The sequence below is a fragment of the Paracoccus sp. KKT209 genome (assembly GCF_055635455.1).
This window is the reverse complement of the sequence record NZ_CM145758.1, coordinates 1,252,897-1,268,398: the sequence shown is the minus strand read 5'-3', so window position 1 is coordinate 1,268,398 and position 15,502 is coordinate 1,252,897. Positions and strand designations below refer to the sequence as shown.

Sequence of the window (15,502 nt, the reverse complement as noted above, 5' to 3'; positions counted from 1 at the left end):
CTCTGCGGCCGGTCCGTTCAAGGGGCGGGCCGCGCTTGCGATGCGCCCCGATGGTATGCGGAAGGGTTTTGCACCCCGCGTGCCATCCCGGCGGTCCGAAGCTGCCGGCTTGACGCGCGCCGGGCGGCGCGGCAAGCAGGGCCGCATGATCGACCTGCGTCCCGTGGCCCATCCGATTGGAAAGATCGTCGTCGCCGTGGGCGGCGCGATGCTGCTTCCGATGATGGTCGACATGTGGCACGACGACCCGCACTGGATGGTCTTCCTGGAATGCGCGCTGGTCACGATGATCGCGGGCACGCTGATCGCGGTGGCCACGCGCGGCGACTACCGTTCGCTGAAGATCCAGCAGGCCTTTCTGCTGACCTCGGGCCTCTGGGCGGTGCTGCCGATCTTCGGGGCCCTGCCCTTCGTCCTGGGCCAGCCCCAGGTCAGCTTTCTTGACGCCTATTTCGAGGCCATGTCCGGCGTCACCACCACCGGCACGACCGCCTTTCCCGACCTCGACAGCCTGCCGCGCGGCACGCATCTGTGGCGGGCGCTGCTGCAGTGGATGGGGGGCCTGGGGATCGTGGTCGTGGCCATGGTCTTCCTGCCGGTGATGAAGGTCGGCGGCATGCAGTTCTTCCGGTCCGAGGGTTTTGACACCCTGGGCAAGGTCCTGCCCCGCGCGGGCGAGATCGCCTCCGAGATGACCTGGATCTACGTCCTGATGACCGGCGCCTGCGCGATCACCTACATGATTCTGGGCATGACCGGCTTTGACGCGATCGTGCATGCGATGACCACCTGCTCGACCGGAGGCTTCTCGAACTACGACGCCAGCTTTGGGGCCTATCTGGGCGGGCCGGAATGGGCGGCCTCGGTCTTCATGATCATGGCCTCGATCCCCTTCATCCGGCTGGTGCAGGCGATGCGCGGCAATGTCGTGCCGCTGTGGCAGGACCGGCAGATCCGGACCTATCTGCGCTGGATCTTCTATGCCTGTGCGCTGATCCTCAGCTACCGGTTGCTCTACATGCACCAGGACGCCCATCTGGGCGAGGTCATCCGCGAGACGGTCTTTAACACGGTGACGCTGTTTTCCGGCACGGGCTATGGCTCGACCGACGTCACGGCCTGGGGGCACCTGCCGCTGGCGCTGCTGATCGTGGTGGGGCTGATCGGCGGCTGCACCGGCTCGACCGGCTGCTCGATCAAGATCTTCCGCTACCTGGTCCTGCTGGAGGCGGTGCGCGCCCAGATCCGCCGGATGCATACCCCGCACCGGGTCTATCCGCTGCGCTACGAGGGGCAGCCCCTGGACCAGGACATCATCGATTCCGTGATGGCCTTCTTCACCCTCTTCATGCTGACCTTCGGCCTGCTGATCGTCGGGCTGGCGATGACCGGCCTGCATCCGCGCACCGCACTGACGGCCGCCTGGACGGCCATCGCCAATGTCGGGCCGGCCTGGGGCCCCGAGATGAGCGCCAACGGCTCGGTCGTCAACTTTCCCGAAGCCGCCAAGCTGATGATGATCCTGGGGATGTATCTGGGCCGGCTGGAGCTGGTCTCGGTCCTGGTGCTGCTGCTGCCGCGCTTCTGGCGGGCCTAGGGCGCGGCCTCGGCCGTGGTCTCCGGGGCCGTCTCGGGCATGGCGGCGGCATCGCCGGCGGGCAGCGCGCTGTCGGGCCGGGCCTCGTCCTGGCCCTCGTTCCGGCCGGGCGCGTGCCGGGACAGGCTGTCGCTGATCTCGGCCAGGATGCGGGTCCGGGTTTCGGCGTCGGAGGCCGGCCAGATCAGCACATAGCCTTCGGCGCGCCCGTCGCGCACCCAACCCTCGGCCGAACCCAGATGGTCGGCGTTGCTCCCTTGCAGCCGCACATGGCCCCGCCGCACCTCGCGCTCGGGGCGCGGCACCCAGCCGAGCGCCGTCACCAGCCCCGCCAGGTCCAGCAGCTCCTGCTGCCCTCCCGGCTGGCTGAAGAGGATCAGCGCCGCGCCCGAGCCGTCCTGTGGGCCATAGATCGACAGGGCGCGTTCGGCGCGGTCAAAGTCCAGCGCATGCATGGGCGCGACCAGCGACAGGCCGGTGGCCTCGTCCTCCAGCCGCTCCAACCCCATCTCGGCGCGCCAGGCTTCGCGCCGCTCGATCAGCGCCTGCAGCGCGGTGCCGGGATCTGTGGACGCGCGGCTGCCGGCGATCTCGGCCTGGATCGCCGCGCGGGTCATCGGGCCGTCCTTGCCATCGATGTCGCCCCCGTAATGCCCCGCCCATCGCAGCGCGCGCTGCGCCTCGTCCAGCGGCGGCAGGGGACGCGTATCGCCGGGTGCGGGCAGGTCCGGGGCCTCGCCCTCCTCGACCATGCGGCCCAGATCGGCGGCATCGGCGATCAGCGTATCGGCAGGCACCTGCTGCGCCTCGGTCAGGATCGGCAGCCAGGCACGGGCGGCGGCGTCCTCCACCGGACCCAGGGTCACGGCGAACCAGCCGTCGGGCAGCTGCCACAGGCCGGCGCCGGGAAACTCCGCGCGCAGCCGCTCCAGCGCCGCACGGGCCTCGGGCTCGGCCTCATGGGCCTCCAGCCGCAGATAGGTGCCGCTCGGCGCGGGTTCGGCCGGCGCAGGATCGGCCACCGGCTCGGCCTGGTCCCCGTCCGCGGCAGGCTCGGGCGCCGCGCCAGGCCGCGCCAGGGGGGTGCCCGCGGGCGGGACACTGACAAAGCTGTCGCCCGGCACCAGCCCCTGCCCTTTCAGCTCCGACAGCCGCTCCAGCGCCGCGTCGCGCTCCAGCGGACCGATGGCGATGCCCGTCCAGCCCCCGGGCAGCGGCAGCGTCACCACGTCGTCGAACCGCCGCGCCCAGCCCGCCGCCGCCTCGGCCGCCGCCTCGGGCGAGCGCTTCGCCTCCAGCCGGATCAGCGCCTCCTGCGCCATTGCCGCACCCGGCAGCATCCCCGCCAGAACCATCACCGCCAAGCGCCGCATGCCGGCCTCCTTCACTGTCTGCCTGTCGCGGGTCGCCCCCGCGGGCGGGCCTTTATTGACCCTGTTCTCCGGCGCGCCTAGAAGACGCGCACGCCTCAGCCGATCTACGCAAAAGGATGGCATCATGACCAGCCCCAACCGACCCCGCAGCTTTCAGGAGATCATCTTGGCGCTGCAGAATTACTGGGCCGACAAGGGCTGCGCCGTCCTGCAACCCTATGACATGGAAGTGGGCGCCGGCACCTTCCACCCCGCCACGACCCTGCGCGCCCTGGGCAGCCGGTCATGGGCCGCGGCCTATGTCCAGCCCTCACGCCGCCCCACCGACGGCCGCTATGGCGAGAACCCGAACCGGCTGCAGCACTATTACCAGTACCAGGTCATCATCAAACCCTCTCCCCCGGACCTGCAGGAGCTGTACCTGGGCAGCCTGCGCGCCATTGGCCTGGACCCGATGATCCACGACGTCCGCTTCGTGGAGGATGACTGGGAAAGCCCGACCCTGGGCGCCTGGGGCCTGGGATGGGAGGTCTGGTGCGACGGGATGGAGGTCAGCCAGTTCACCTATTTCCAGCAGGTCGGCGGCCATGACTGCAAGCCGGTCTCCGGCGAGTTGACCTATGGCCTGGAGCGTCTGGCCATGTATGTGCTGGGCGTCGAACATGTCATGGACATGCCCTTCAACGCGCCGGACGCACCGATCCCGCTCAGCTATGGCGACATCTTCCGGCAGACCGAACAGGAATACAGCCGCTGGAATTTCGACCAGGCTGATACCGAGATGCTGTTCCAGCACTTCAAGGACGCCGAGGCCGAATGCGCCCGCATCCTTGAGGCCGCTGACACCGACAGCGCCGGGCGCCGCATTCCGATGGCGCACCCGGCCTATGACCAGGCGATCAAGGCCAGCCACCTCTTCAACCTCTTGGACGCGCGCGGCGTGATCAGCGTGACCGAACGGCAGGCCTATATCGGCCGCGTGCGCGCGCTGGCCAAGGGCTGCGCCGACCTGTTCCTGACCACCGACGCGGCCGGTGCGGCCCAATGAACTGGGGCAAGGTCGCGGCCATCGCGCTCTTGGGCAGCGCCATCGCCGCCGGGGCGGGCATGTGGTATGCGCAGGAATACGGCTATTACGATCCCATCGACCCAAACGGCCCCGGCGCCGCGCTGGACATCACCACGCCCGCCGGCCAGCAGCCGCTGGTCCTGACCGGCTTCGAGGGGATCGACGCCGACAGTTCCCCCCTGCGTTGGCGCGCCTGCGCGACGGTCGAGGACATTCCCGCCGATGCCCTGCCCTTTGACGGCGCCACGCCGCTGGTCGGGCCGCGCTGGTTCGGCTGCTTTGATGCCGCCCGCATCGGTGCGGACCTGGAAAGCGGCGCCGCCCGCGCCCTGCTGTCAGTCAGCGACATCCGCCCCGACGTGGACCGCGTGCTGGCCGTCTATCCCGACGGCCGCGTCTATGGCTGGCACCAATACAACGACAAGACCCCGGAACGCGGAGTGATGGACTGATGCCCGACCTGCTGATCGAACTGTTTTCCGAGGAAATTCCCGCCCGCATGCAGGCCCGCGCGCGCGAGGACCTGAAACGCCTGGTGACCGAGGGGCTGGTCCAGGCCGGCCTGACCTATGCCGGGGCCGGCGCCTTCTCGACCCCCCGCCGCCTGGCCTTGGCCGTCGAGGGCCTGACCGCCCACAGCCCCACGACCCGCGAGGAGCGCAAGGGTCCGCGCACCGACGCGCCCGATGCCGCGCTGGAGGGTTTCCTGCGCTCGACCGGCCTGACCCGCGACCAGCTTGAGGCGCGCGACGACAAGAAGGGCCAGGTCTGGTTCGCCGTGATCGAACGCCCCGGCCGCCCCGCCGCCCAGATCGTGGCCGAGGTGCTGGAAGCGGCGATCCGCAACTTTCCCTGGCCCAAGTCGATGCGGTGGGGCGCCGGCAGCCTGCGCTGGGTGCGCCCGCTGCATTCGATCCTCTGCATCCTTTCCGATGAGGCCGGGGCCGAGACGGTCCCCCTGACCGTGGACGGCATCACCGCCGGCAACACCACGCGCGGCCACCGCTTCATGGCGCCCGACGCCTTCACCGTCACCGGCTTTGACGATTATGCCACCAAGCTGCGCCGCGCCCGGGTCATGCTGGACGCCGCCGAACGCGAGGCCGAGATCCGCCAGCAGGCCGAGAACCTGGCCTTTGCCCGCGGCTGGCAGATCGTGCCCGACGACGCCCTGATGGCCGAGGTCGCGGGCCTGGTCGAATGGCCCGTCCCCCTGATGGGCATGATCGAGGACCGCTTCCTGGCCCTGCCGCCCGAGGTCCTGCAGACCTCGATGAAGGAGCACCAGAAGTTCTTCTCGGCCTTGAACCCCGCCACGGGCCGGATCGAGGGCTTTGTCACCGTCGCCAATATCGAGACGCCCGATGACGGCGCGACGATCCTGGCCGGCAACCAGCGCGTCTTGGCCGCGCGCCTTTCGGACGCCGCCTTCTTCTGGGAAAACGACCTGCGCGAGGTGAAGGCGGGCATGGAGGCATGGCGCGACGGCCTCGCCTCGGTCACCTTCCACAACAAGCTGGGCTCGCAGGCCGAGCGGATCGAACGCATCGCGGCCCTTGCCCGCGAGATCGCCCCACGGGTCGGGGCCGACCCTGACCAGACCGAACGCGCCGCGCGCCTGGCCAAGCTGGACCTGCGCTCCGCCATGGTCGGAGAGTTCCCCGAACTGCAAGGCACGATGGGCCGCTACTACGCGCTGGAGGCCGGAGAGCCCGACGCCGTGGCCGACGCCGCCCGCGACCACTACTCGCCCCTCGGCCCCTCGGACGCGGTGCCGACCGCTCCGGTCTCGGTTGCCGTCGCGCTGGCCGACAAGATCGATACTTTGACGGGGTTCTGGGCGATCGACGAAAAGCCGACGGGCTCGAAGGACCCCTTTGCGCTGCGGCGGGCGGCCTTGGGGGTGATCCGACTAGTCTCTAGCAATGGCGTACGTGCGGGCTTGATTGCCTTGGTCGCAAGGGCCTTGGCTAGCCACGGCATGCACCCCGGTGTAGCCGACGAAGACGACTATACCGGTGTTGCCGAAGGCGGCGACCTCCTCTCTTTCCTCCACGACCGCCTCAAGGTCCATCTACGCGACCAAGGTGTCCGCCACGACATCATCGACGCCGTGCTGGCGCAGGACGGGAACGACGACCTCGTCCGCGTGACCGCCCGCGCCACCGCGCTGAACGACATGCTGGCGACCGAGGACGGGCGGAACCTGACCCAGGGCCTCAAGCGCGCCAGCAACATCCTGACCCAGGCCGAGGAGAAGGACGGCGTCGAATACAGCTTCGGCGCCGACCCGAAATTCGCCGAGACCGACCAGGAACGCGCCCTCTTTGCCGCGCTGGACCAGGCCGAACCCGCGATCAAGCGCGCCATGCAGGCCGAGGATTACCCCGCCGCGATGACCGCCATCGCCGCCCTGCGCGCGCCCATTGACGCCTTCTTCGAGGCCGTGCAGGTCAACACCGACAGCCAGATCGTCCGGCGCAACCGCCTGAACCTGCTGTCGCGCATCCGCGAGGCCGGCCGCCAGATCGCCGACTTCACCCGCATCGAGGGCTGACCGCGCCCCGCCGCCACAGGAATGACGAAGGGCCGGAGAGTTTCCTCTCCGGCCCTTCTTCGTTGTCCAAATAACCTGCGGGGAGTCCGAGGGGCCGAAAGGTCGCCCCAGGCGGGGGCTGGCCCCCGCCCGCCCCCGCTCAACGCCGATCACATCGCGCGTTCGACCATCATGTGCTTGATCGAGGCGATCGCCTTGGCCGGGTTCAGCCCCTTGGGGCAGGTGTTGGTGCAGTTCATGATCGTGTGGCAGCGGTACAGCTTGAAGGGATCCTCCAGCTCGTCCAGACGCTCGCCCGTCGCCTCATCGCGGCTGTCGATGATCCAGCGATAGGCATGCAGCAGGGCTGCCGGCCCCAGGTAACGGTCGCCGTTCCACCAGTAGGACGGGCAGGAGGTCGAGCAGGAGGCGCAGAGGATGCACTCGTAAAGGCCGTCCAGCTTCTTGCGGTCCTCGATCGACTGCTTCCATTCCTTGCCGGGCGTCGGCGACTTGGTCTGCAGATAGGGGTTCACCGACGCGTGCTGGGCATAGAAATGCGTCAGGTCGGGGATCAGGTCCTTGACCACCGGCATATGCGGCAGCGGATAGATCGCCACGTCGCCCTTCACCTCATTGATGCCGAAGATGCAGGCCAGGCGGTTGCCGCCGTCGATGACCATGGCGCAGGATCCGCAGATCCCCTCGCGGCAGGACCGGCGGAAGGACAGCGTCGGGTCGATGTCGTTCTTGATCTTGATCAGCGCGTCCAGCACCATCGGCCCGCACTTGTCCAGGTCGACGAAATAGGTGTCCAGGCGCGGGTTCTCGCCGGTCTCGGGGTCCCACCGATAGATCTTGAACTTGCGGACATTCGTGGCGCCCTCGGGCCGGGGCCAGGTCTTGCCGACCCGGATCTGGCTGTTCTTGGGCAGGGTGAACTGGACCATTGGGTAGCTCCTTTCAGAGAGTGCCTTCGGACGGCGCTTCCGCCGTGAACAGGGGTTGCACGCGCGCCACCAGGTCGGCGACGCGGTCGCGGGCATGCGGGTTCAGCGCCAGCCCGTTCAGCCGGCGCAGGAATTCGGTCGAGCCGCCGTTCAGCCGCTCCATCGCGCGGCCCTCCAGCGGCGGCAGCGCGTCGATGCGCGCGGGGTCCAGCCCCGCCAGGCCCAGAAGCTGGCGCCCGGGGCGGTCGGGGTCGGTCTCGTCCTCCAGCCGCAGCCGGGTCACCCGGTCGGCGCCCAGGGCGGCCGTCAGCCGGTCCAGCAGATCCTCCCAAGCCGGCAGGTCCGCCACCTCGGCCCGGAACTGGGACAGGGTGCGGGTATAGCCGTCGGTCCGGACCGCCTGCGCCCAGACCGAGGGAAGCCAGGTCTCCATCCCGCGGGTGTAGAACACATAGCGGGGATCGAATCCCCGCGCCTGCGCCACCCGGTCCAGCACCTTCAGCATCCGCGGCAGCGCCGGATAGAGCGCCGTCTCTCCGCCATTGCCGGGCATGGCGCCGGCCATGTTCTCGTGGCTGACCAGCACGGTCTGGGGACCGGCGGGCAGCGTGTCCAGCACGTCCTCAAACGCGATCCTCAGCGCCACGCGCAGATCCTTGTCCCCTGGCGACAGGCTGCAGGCGACCGCAGCGCGGCCCAGGGGGCGCATCGGTGTGCCCTCCTCAGGCGTGCGCAGGATCAGCACGTCGGAGAGGGCGGCCGCCGAGTGCTTGAGGAACCGCTGCAGCGAGGTCGTGCCGGTCTTCTGCACGCCCAGATGCAGGATCAGCGGCCGGCCCTTTGGGGCCGCGTCCGGCATCAGGCGCCCCCCCGCCAGCCCGGCTGATCGGCCAGGGGACGCTGCGGCAACTGGCCCGACATGCGCTGGACGCAGCGGTTGAAGACATCGGACGGGTCGCGGCCCATCACATAGTCGCTGGTCATCTCCAGCTCGACCCGGCCGAAACCCTGCGTTCCGCCCGAGCCCGAACCGATGCCCAACGCCACGTTTCCACGCGGACGTTGGGCCAGTTCGGCATCGCGCAGGCAGGTCCGTTCGGCCTGATCCACCGGGACCGGGCCACAGGCCGCCAGCACCGCCAGAAGCGGCACCAGAGCCAGGGAAAACCGCCGCGCGATCATGTCGTCAGACCGAGCGCGCCGCGGCGGCGATGCACTGCGTCGTCGCCGGACGCGAGACGATGGCCGCCACGCTGTCGGCGGTGCCGCTGGCACCCGCGCGCGACATCTGGGCCAGATCGATCATCTCGGCCGTGGTGGCATTGGTAACCACGCAGTTGGTGTAGGGGGCGACGTTCACGCCGGGCAGGCGCTTTTGCATCTCGGCATTGATGACGCCACGGGCCACCTGGGCCGAGGCCGCATCCAGGACCGTCGGGGCAGGGGTCATGACGGGCGCGGTCGGGACCGCAGGGCCTGCGACCGGAATTGGCGCGACGCAACCTGCAAGAGTTGCGGCGGCCAGTCCGAAAGCGGCGATAATGTTGAAGCGCATCAGTAAACCCTTTTCTTCGGAGCGATCTTGTTGAGGTCGATCCCGCCTTCCTCGGCCGTGGTCAGCGGCTCCAGATGAACGGGGCGATAGGCCAGTTTAACCCGGTTCCCCTCGACCCAAGCAAGCGAATGCTTGCGCCAATTGGCGTCATCCCGCTCAGGATAATCCTCGTGCGCATGGGCGCCGCGGCTTTCCTTGCGTGCCTCGGCCGCGACGATGGTTGTCAGGGCGTTCGGCATCAGGTTGGTCAGTTCCAGCGTCTCCATCAGGTCGGTGTTCCAGATCAGACCCCGGTCGGTGACCTTGATGTCATCCATCTTGCCGGCGATGTCTTCCATCTTTCCAACGCCTTCCGCCAGCGTCTTGTCGGTGCGGAAGACCGCCGCGTCCAGCTGCATCGTGCGCTGCATCTGGTTGCGCAGCTCGGCCGTGGGGGTCGTGCCCTTGGCGTGGCGCAGCCCGTCAAAGCGGTCCAGCGCCCGGTCCACGGCCCCCTTGTCGGTCGCGGGGACGGCGCCCACGCGGTCGATCACTTGTCCGGCACGAATGGCCGCGGCGCGCCCGAAGACCACCAGGTCGATCAGCGAGTTCGAGCCCAGCCGGTTCGCCCCGTGGACGGAGGCGCAGCCGGCCTCGCCCACCGCCATCAGGCCGGGGAAGATCGCGTCGGGATCGCTCTCGGTCGGCGCCAGGACCTCGCCCCAGTAGTTCGTGGGGATGCCGCCCATGTTGTAATGCACTGTCGGCAGCACCGGGATCGGCGCCCGCGTCAGGTCGACGCCGGCAAAGATCTTGGCGCTTTCGCTGATGCCGGGCAGCCGTTCCGCAAGGGTCTCCGGCGGCAGGTGCATCAGGTTCAGGAAGATGTGGTCCTTGTCGGGACCCACGCCGCGACCCTCGCGGATCTCCATGGTCATGCAGCGGCTGACGACGTCGCGGCTGGCCAGGTCCTTGTAGGTGGGCGCATAGCGTTCCATGAAACGCTCGCCTTCGGAGTTGGTCAGGTAGCCGCCCTCGCCCCGCGCGCCTTCGGTGATCAGGCAGCCCGAGCCATAGATGCCGGTCGGGTGGAACTGCACGAACTCCATGTCCTGCAGGGGCAGGCCCGCCCGCGCCACCATGCCGCCGCCGTCGCCGGTGCAGGTATGGGCGCTGGTGGCGCTGAAATAGGCGCGGCCATAGCCGCCCGTGGCCAGCACCACCATCTTGGCGTTGAAGACGTGGATCGTGCCGTCATCCAGCTTCCAGCAGACGACGCCGGTGCAGCGGCCGTCGGTGACGATCAGGTCCAGCGCGAAATACTCGATGAAGAATTCGGCGTTGTTCTTCAGCGACTGGCCGTAAAGCGTGTGCAGGATGGCATGGCCGGTGCGGTCGGCCGCGGCGCAGGTGCGCTGCACCGGGGGGCCTTCGCCATATTCGGTGGTGTGCCCGCCGAAGGGGCGCTGATAGATGCGCCCGTCCTCGGTGCGGGAAAACGGCACGCCGTAATGTTCCAGCTCATAGACGGCCTTGGGCGCCTCGCGGGCCAGGTATTCCATCGCGTCGGTGTCACCCAGCCAGTCCGATCCCTTGACGGTGTCGTACATGTGCCACTGCCAGCTGTCCGGCCCCATGTTCGACAGGGAGGCGGCGATGCCGCCCTGCGCCGCCACGGTGTGGCTGCGGGTCGGAAAGACCTTGGTCACGCAGGCCGTGCGCAGCCCCTGTTCGGCCATGCCGAGGGTCGCGCGCAGACCCGCGCCACCCGCTCCGACCACGACGACGTCATATTCATGCGTTTGGGTATCGTATGCAGCCATGTCGTCCTCAGATCACGGGGATGGTGAAGGCCATCTTCGCCAGCGCGAAGACCGCAGCGGCGATGACGGCCCAGCCAAAGATGGTCATGGCGATGACGCCCGTCCGATTGGCGGTGCCATGCACATAGTCGTCCAGCATGATCCGCGTGCCCTTTATGAAGTGGATCATGCCCACGATCACGAAAAGCCCGGTGATGATGCCGGGAAAGGGGCGGCCGAAATGGGCGATGACGCCCGCCTGCGGCAGGCCGATCGCGCCGCCGACGGTCAGCAGGAACAGCGGCGTCAGGATGACCAGCGCGACCGAGCTGACGGTGATCTGCCAATGATGGGCGGTGCCCGACCGGGCCGAGCCGAGGCCCGCGGCCGCCTTGCGGGGGGTGATATAGCGCATGATGTCCCTCGCCTCAGATGAAGAAGATGATCAGGGTGATCAGGGTCAGCACGACCGAGCCGATGATGATCACCCAGGAATTGCGCTTGGCCTCGTCGATCTCCAGGCCGACGCCCGCGTCGTAGAAGAGGTGCCGGATGCCCGACAGCGCATGGAACCACAGCGCCCAGGCCGATCCGGTCAGCACGATGAAGCCGATCCAGGACCGCACCACCCAATCCGCCGCCGCAAAGGCGCCGGGGCTGGTCACGGCCGAGATCAGCCACCAGACCAGCAACACGATGCCCGCCACCAGCGCATGGCCGGTGATCCGCGTCAGGATCGAGGTCACGGCCGGGATCGGCAGACGATAGACCTGAAGATGGGGGGAAAGCGGCCGGTTACCCCGGTTCACGTCGGCCATTGGCGGCCCTCCTTTGTCGGTTCTGCTTGTCCCGTCGCAGGTGCCCGGATGAGGCTGGGGCTGGCCGCGCGGGCTGGCGATTGACGCTGTCTTGGACATAGTTGTGGCATCTGTCACCGGCAGATGCCACCCCATGTGCCGAAATGACGCTGAAATCCGGCTTTGTGATCACACCCGCCGCGGCTGTGATCACGCTTGTCCTGCTGGCGCCCCGCACCGGTGCAGCAGAGAGAGGCTGGCTCTGAACCGGCAGGTTCACCTGCCGACTCGGGACGCGCGGGGCAGTTGCGATCACAAGGGCATCAGCGCCCAGTAATCCAGATCCAGCAGCACCTCGGGCAGATACTTTCCATCCTCGCCCTTCAGGGCCAGGGCCGCGCTGTCCCCTTTGGTCGCCACCAGCCGCAGCCGGATGGCGCCCACGCCGGGGGCGGGCGTGGCCGCCTTGTCCAGAACCTCGGACCAGGCGCGGACCGTGTCGCCCGCGAAACAGGGATTGGCATGGGCCCCCGCATTCAGCGCCACGATCATCTGCGCATTGGCCAGCCCGTTGAAGGACAGCGCCCGCGCCAGGCTGATGACATGGCCGCCATAGATCAGCCGCCGGCCATCGGGGCGGTTCGTCGCGTCGAAATGCACCTTGGCGGTGTTCTGCCACAGCCGGGTGGCCAGCATGTGCTCGGCCTCCTCGATGGTGACGCCGTCCACATGGTCGATCCTCTCGCCGATCTCGTAATCGCCCCAGCGGTGCGGCTCTCCGGCCAGGTCGAAGTCGTAGTTGGAAAAGTCCAGGCCCTCGGGAAGGACCAGGTCCACGGGAGCCACGACGGGTGGCAGGTCGGGCACCACGGGTTCCGGCGCCGGGGCCTGGGGATCACGCTTGCGCACCATCACCCAGCGGACATAGTCCAGCACGACCTCGTCCACCTGGTTCAGACCGCGGGTGCGCACCCAGACCACGCCCGACTGCCCGTTCGAGTTCTGCTTGACCCCGATGATTTGGCTTTCCGCGCGCAGCGTGTCGCCCGGCCAGACCGGCAGCAGCCAGCGCCCCTGCGCATAGCCCAGGTTCGCCACCGCGTTCAGGCTGACATCCGGGACGGTCTTGCCAAAGACCGTATGAAAGGCCAGCAGGTCGTCCATCGGACTGCCGTCCAGCCCGCAGGAAATGGCGAACTCGTCCGAAGAATAAAGCGCGTGCCGCGCGGGATAGAGCGCGTGATACAGCGCCCGTTCCCCTTCGGCGACCGTGCGCGGCACCGCGTGGCGGATGGTCTGTCCGACCGCGTAATCCTCGAAGAACCGTCCCGGATTGGTTTTCGTCATTGCGTCCCTATTGCTGGCCCAGTTTCATGTCGGGGTGATAGTCGGCCTCGATCTCCTTCGTGACCGCCTGGCCGCAGCGCATGACCCCGCGCGCCGCGTCAAAGGACATCGCGGGGCCGCCATGCAGCTGCCAGCCCTTGGACAGGGCCTCGCTGACCCGGTGGCAGAACTGCGAGGTGTCGTCCTCGCTGATCAGACGATAGATGGTGGGCATCAGGCACCTCCAAAGGGCCAGGGGCCGATCCAGCCGTGGATCACGCCGACCACCAGCATCACGATCAGGGCGCCGACGGCGGCCATCGCCTCCTTGCGCGCCGGGAAGGGGCCGGTCGGGCGGACCCAGGGCGAGGCGCGGTTGATGACCGCCATCTCGACAAAGGCCCAGACCAGCAGGCCGCCGAACAGCACGAAGGACGCCGTGTCGCCGTTCACCAGCAGATGCGCGATCGCCCAGAGCGAAAAGCCCCACAGCTGGGGATGGCGCGTGCGGGCGGTGACCGCGGTCTTCATGCCCGAGGCCGCAAAGAGGTAGAAGGCCACAAGGACCAGCAGGTTGTTGATGCCGACCAAGGCCGGGTTCGGCCCCCAGTAGAAGGTGCCCTCGGCCCGGCCATAACCCACGACCATCAGGATGATCGACAGCACCAGCGCAAGCGTGACCAGCCCGCGGCCCTTGTCGCCCATGGCGGCGCGCTGGCCGGGCGCCACCCGCTTGTAGAGATGCGCGGCCCACCACAGGGCGACGCCAAGGATCAGGATCAGCATCTGGCTTCCTTTATGCTGGACGAAGATGCGCGCAGACTGCCCTTATTGCGCCATCGCCGCAATCGCATCCGCCCGGTCCAGCGTCCTGCGCGCCGTATCCACGTGCAGGTTCTCGACGATCCTGCCGTCGACCACGGCAACGCCCCTGCCCTGCGCGGTGGCCTCCTCGAAGGCCTCGATCTGGCGGCGGGCCAGGTCGATCTCGGCCTCGGTCGGGGCAAAGGCGGCGTTGGCGATCTCCAGCTGCGCCGGATGGATCAGCGTCTTGCCGTCAAAGCCCATGTCGCGGCCCTGTTCGCATTCGGCGCGCAGGCCGTCCTCGTCCTTGAAGGCGTTGAAGACGCCGTCCACGATCACCACCCCATGCGCCTTGGCCGCCAGCAGGCACAGGCCCAGCCCCGCCATCATCGGCAGGCGGTCCGGGCGAAAACGGCTGCCCAGCTCCTTGGCCAGGTCGTTCGTGCCCATCACCATCCCCTGCAAGCGCGGATGGGCGGCGATGGCGGCGGCGTTCAGCAGGCCAAGCGGCGTCTCCATCATCGCCCAGAGCGGCGTCTCGGGCACCAGCGCGGCCACACGGTCCAGGTCGGCGGGGCTGTCCACCTTGGGGATCAGCACGGCATCGGCGGGCAGGGTCGCGCAGGCGTGGGCATCGGCCTCTCCCCAGGGGGTCGACAGCGCATTGATGCGCAGGATGCGGGCGCGTTGGCCGTAATCCTGGGCCAGCGCCTCGGCCAGAGCCTCGCGCGCCGCCTCCTTCTGGTCGGGGGCCACGGCGTCTTCCAGGTCGAAGATGATGGCGTCGGCGGCAAGGCCGCGCGCCTTTTCCATCGCACGGGAATTGGCGGCGGGAATATAGAGAACCGAGCGATAGGGGCGGGCCATGAAAACCTCCGGGCAACAATCTTGCGCAAAGCTGGACCGTCGCATCAGAAATGGCAAGCCTGATTTTGCCGCACTGCGGCATCAGCCCTGAAGCGACTGCCAGATCAGGCGCAGCGACACCAGAAGCAGACCCCAGGTGATCAGCCGATAGAACAGCAGCGGCGGCATGATCCGCACCAGCCGCAGCCCCACCCAGACCGCCGCCAAGGCCACCGGCATCAGCGCCGCCGCCGTCAGCAGGTTTGCCCGCGACAGCTGGCCCAGGGCGGCATAGGGGATCAGCTTGACCCAGTTTCCGATCGCAAAGAACCAGGTCGTGGTGCCCGCGTAGATCAGCGGCGACAGCGCCAGGGGCTGGGCATAGACCTGCCACAGGGGCGCGCCGGAATGGCTGACAAAGCTGGTATAGCCCGCCATTCCACCCCAGAGGCTGCCGGCCTGCGCGGTCGGGCGCCGCGGCGCAGCATCGATGCGCGGCCGCAGCAGCATGTTCAGCGCGAAACCGAGGCCAATGATGCCCACGATCAGCGTCACGCCCCAGACCGGGACGATGCTGGCCGTGGCCCATCCGACGCCGATGCCGATCAGCGCCCCCGGCAGCGCGCAGGCCAGGACCCGGCTGTCGAAGTCGCGGCGAAAGGCGATCAGCCCGCCCAGGTCCGACACGACATAGACCGGCAGCAGCAGGCCCGCGGCCTGCACCGGCGACATCACCAGCGACATCAGCGGGACCGAAATGATGCCGACCATGGCCAGCCCGCCCTTGGACAGGCCCACCGCAAAGGCCGCCACGACCGCCAGCGCCCAGCCCGCCCCGTTCAGTTCCAGCATCGACATCTCCTGCACA

General features: G+C 68.4%; 17 protein-coding genes. 4 read left to right on the top strand and 13 right to left on the bottom strand.

The features are described from left to right. Positions 1-145: 145 nt before the first annotated feature. Positions 146-1,597 carry a TrkH family potassium uptake protein gene (locus ACZ2G3_RS06245; protein WP_419267421.1) on the top strand — a complete coding sequence of 484 codons (1,452 nt, stop codon included), beginning with the start codon at positions 146-148 and terminating at the stop codon, positions 1,595-1,597. Here the strand turns inward: ACZ2G3_RS06245 and ACZ2G3_RS06240 are convergent. Beyond that, positions 1,594-2,970: a peptidoglycan-binding domain-containing protein gene (locus ACZ2G3_RS06240; protein ID WP_470398408.1), complete on the bottom strand. Its 1,377-nt coding sequence runs from the start codon at positions 2,968-2,970 to the stop codon at positions 1,594-1,596. The genes ACZ2G3_RS06245 and ACZ2G3_RS06240 overlap by 4 nt on opposite strands. A 124-nt stretch (positions 2,971-3,094) precedes the next feature. Here ACZ2G3_RS06240 and ACZ2G3_RS06235 point away from each other — a divergent pair, with 124 nt between their 5' ends. From ACZ2G3_RS06235 to glyS, 3 genes are read left to right on the top strand one after another with little or no spacing between them, the layout of a single operon-like run. Beyond that, on the top strand, positions 3,095-4,018 hold the full coding sequence (locus ACZ2G3_RS06235) for a glycine--tRNA ligase subunit alpha (RefSeq protein WP_419267419.1): 924 nt from the start codon (positions 3,095-3,097) through the stop codon (positions 4,016-4,018). Next, positions 4,015-4,491 (top strand): DUF6446 family protein, encoded by a 477-nt coding sequence (locus ACZ2G3_RS06230; RefSeq protein WP_470398407.1) that lies wholly within the window; start codon positions 4,015-4,017, stop codon positions 4,489-4,491. The genes ACZ2G3_RS06235 and ACZ2G3_RS06230 overlap by 4 nt, the downstream gene beginning before the upstream one ends. After that, on the top strand, positions 4,491-6,596 hold the full coding sequence (glyS, locus tag ACZ2G3_RS06225; protein WP_470398405.1) for a glycine--tRNA ligase subunit beta: 2,106 nt from the start codon (positions 4,491-4,493) through the stop codon (positions 6,594-6,596). Before ACZ2G3_RS06230 ends, glyS begins: the two co-directional genes overlap by 1 nt. Positions 6,597-6,745: 149 nt before the next feature. Here glyS and ACZ2G3_RS06220 read toward each other — a convergent pair whose 3' ends face one another. From ACZ2G3_RS06220 to ACZ2G3_RS06165, 12 genes are all read right to left on the bottom strand, one after another. Next, entirely contained in the window at positions 6,746-7,525 is a 780-nt protein-coding gene (locus ACZ2G3_RS06220; protein ID WP_419267415.1) for a succinate dehydrogenase iron-sulfur subunit, read from the bottom strand. A 13-nt stretch (positions 7,526-7,538) separates the two neighbouring features. Continuing rightward, positions 7,539-8,384, bottom strand: coding sequence for a hypothetical protein (locus tag ACZ2G3_RS06215; protein WP_470398402.1), 846 nt, complete (start codon positions 8,382-8,384; stop codon positions 7,539-7,541). Beyond that, positions 8,384-8,707 (bottom strand): hypothetical protein, encoded by a 324-nt coding sequence (locus ACZ2G3_RS06210; protein ID WP_470398401.1) that lies wholly within the window; start codon positions 8,705-8,707, stop codon positions 8,384-8,386. The genes ACZ2G3_RS06215 and ACZ2G3_RS06210 overlap by 1 nt, the downstream gene beginning before the upstream one ends. Before the next feature lie 4 nt (positions 8,708-8,711). After that, complete coding sequence (locus ACZ2G3_RS06205; RefSeq protein WP_470398399.1) at positions 8,712-9,080, bottom strand: hypothetical protein; 369 nt, start codon at positions 9,078-9,080, stop codon at positions 8,712-8,714. Beyond that, positions 9,080-10,882, bottom strand: coding sequence for a succinate dehydrogenase flavoprotein subunit (sdhA, locus tag ACZ2G3_RS06200; RefSeq protein ID WP_470398397.1), 1,803 nt, complete (start codon positions 10,880-10,882; stop codon positions 9,080-9,082). The genes ACZ2G3_RS06205 and sdhA overlap by 1 nt, the downstream gene beginning before the upstream one ends. 7 nt (positions 10,883-10,889) lie before the next feature. Beyond that, positions 10,890-11,276 (bottom strand): succinate dehydrogenase, hydrophobic membrane anchor protein, encoded by a 387-nt coding sequence (locus ACZ2G3_RS06195; protein ID WP_470398395.1) that lies wholly within the window; start codon positions 11,274-11,276, stop codon positions 10,890-10,892. Positions 11,277-11,289: 13 nt separating this feature from the next. After that, positions 11,290-11,679 (bottom strand): succinate dehydrogenase, cytochrome b556 subunit, encoded by a 390-nt coding sequence (gene sdhC, locus ACZ2G3_RS06190; RefSeq protein ID WP_419267409.1) that lies wholly within the window; start codon positions 11,677-11,679, stop codon positions 11,290-11,292. 291 nt (positions 11,680-11,970) lie between these two features. Beyond that, complete coding sequence (locus ACZ2G3_RS06185) at positions 11,971-13,005, bottom strand: MaoC family dehydratase (RefSeq protein WP_470398392.1); 1,035 nt, start codon at positions 13,003-13,005, stop codon at positions 11,971-11,973. Between the two features lie 7 nt (positions 13,006-13,012). Further along, positions 13,013-13,219 carry a DUF1737 domain-containing protein gene (locus tag ACZ2G3_RS06180; RefSeq protein WP_419267407.1) on the bottom strand — a complete coding sequence of 69 codons (207 nt, stop codon included), beginning with the start codon at positions 13,217-13,219 and terminating at the stop codon, positions 13,013-13,015. Further along, on the bottom strand, positions 13,219-13,770 hold the full coding sequence (locus ACZ2G3_RS06175) for an NnrU family protein (protein ID WP_470398390.1): 552 nt from the start codon (positions 13,768-13,770) through the stop codon (positions 13,219-13,221). The genes ACZ2G3_RS06180 and ACZ2G3_RS06175 overlap by 1 nt, the downstream gene beginning before the upstream one ends. Positions 13,771-13,812: 42 nt before the next feature. Then, positions 13,813-14,655: an HpcH/HpaI aldolase/citrate lyase family protein gene (locus ACZ2G3_RS06170; RefSeq protein WP_470398388.1), complete on the bottom strand. Its 843-nt coding sequence runs from the start codon at positions 14,653-14,655 to the stop codon at positions 13,813-13,815. 81 nt (positions 14,656-14,736) lie between these two features. Further along, entirely contained in the window at positions 14,737-15,477 is a 741-nt protein-coding gene (locus ACZ2G3_RS06165) for a sulfite exporter TauE/SafE family protein (RefSeq protein ID WP_470399069.1), read from the bottom strand. Between the last annotated feature and the right edge of the window lie 25 nt (positions 15,478-15,502).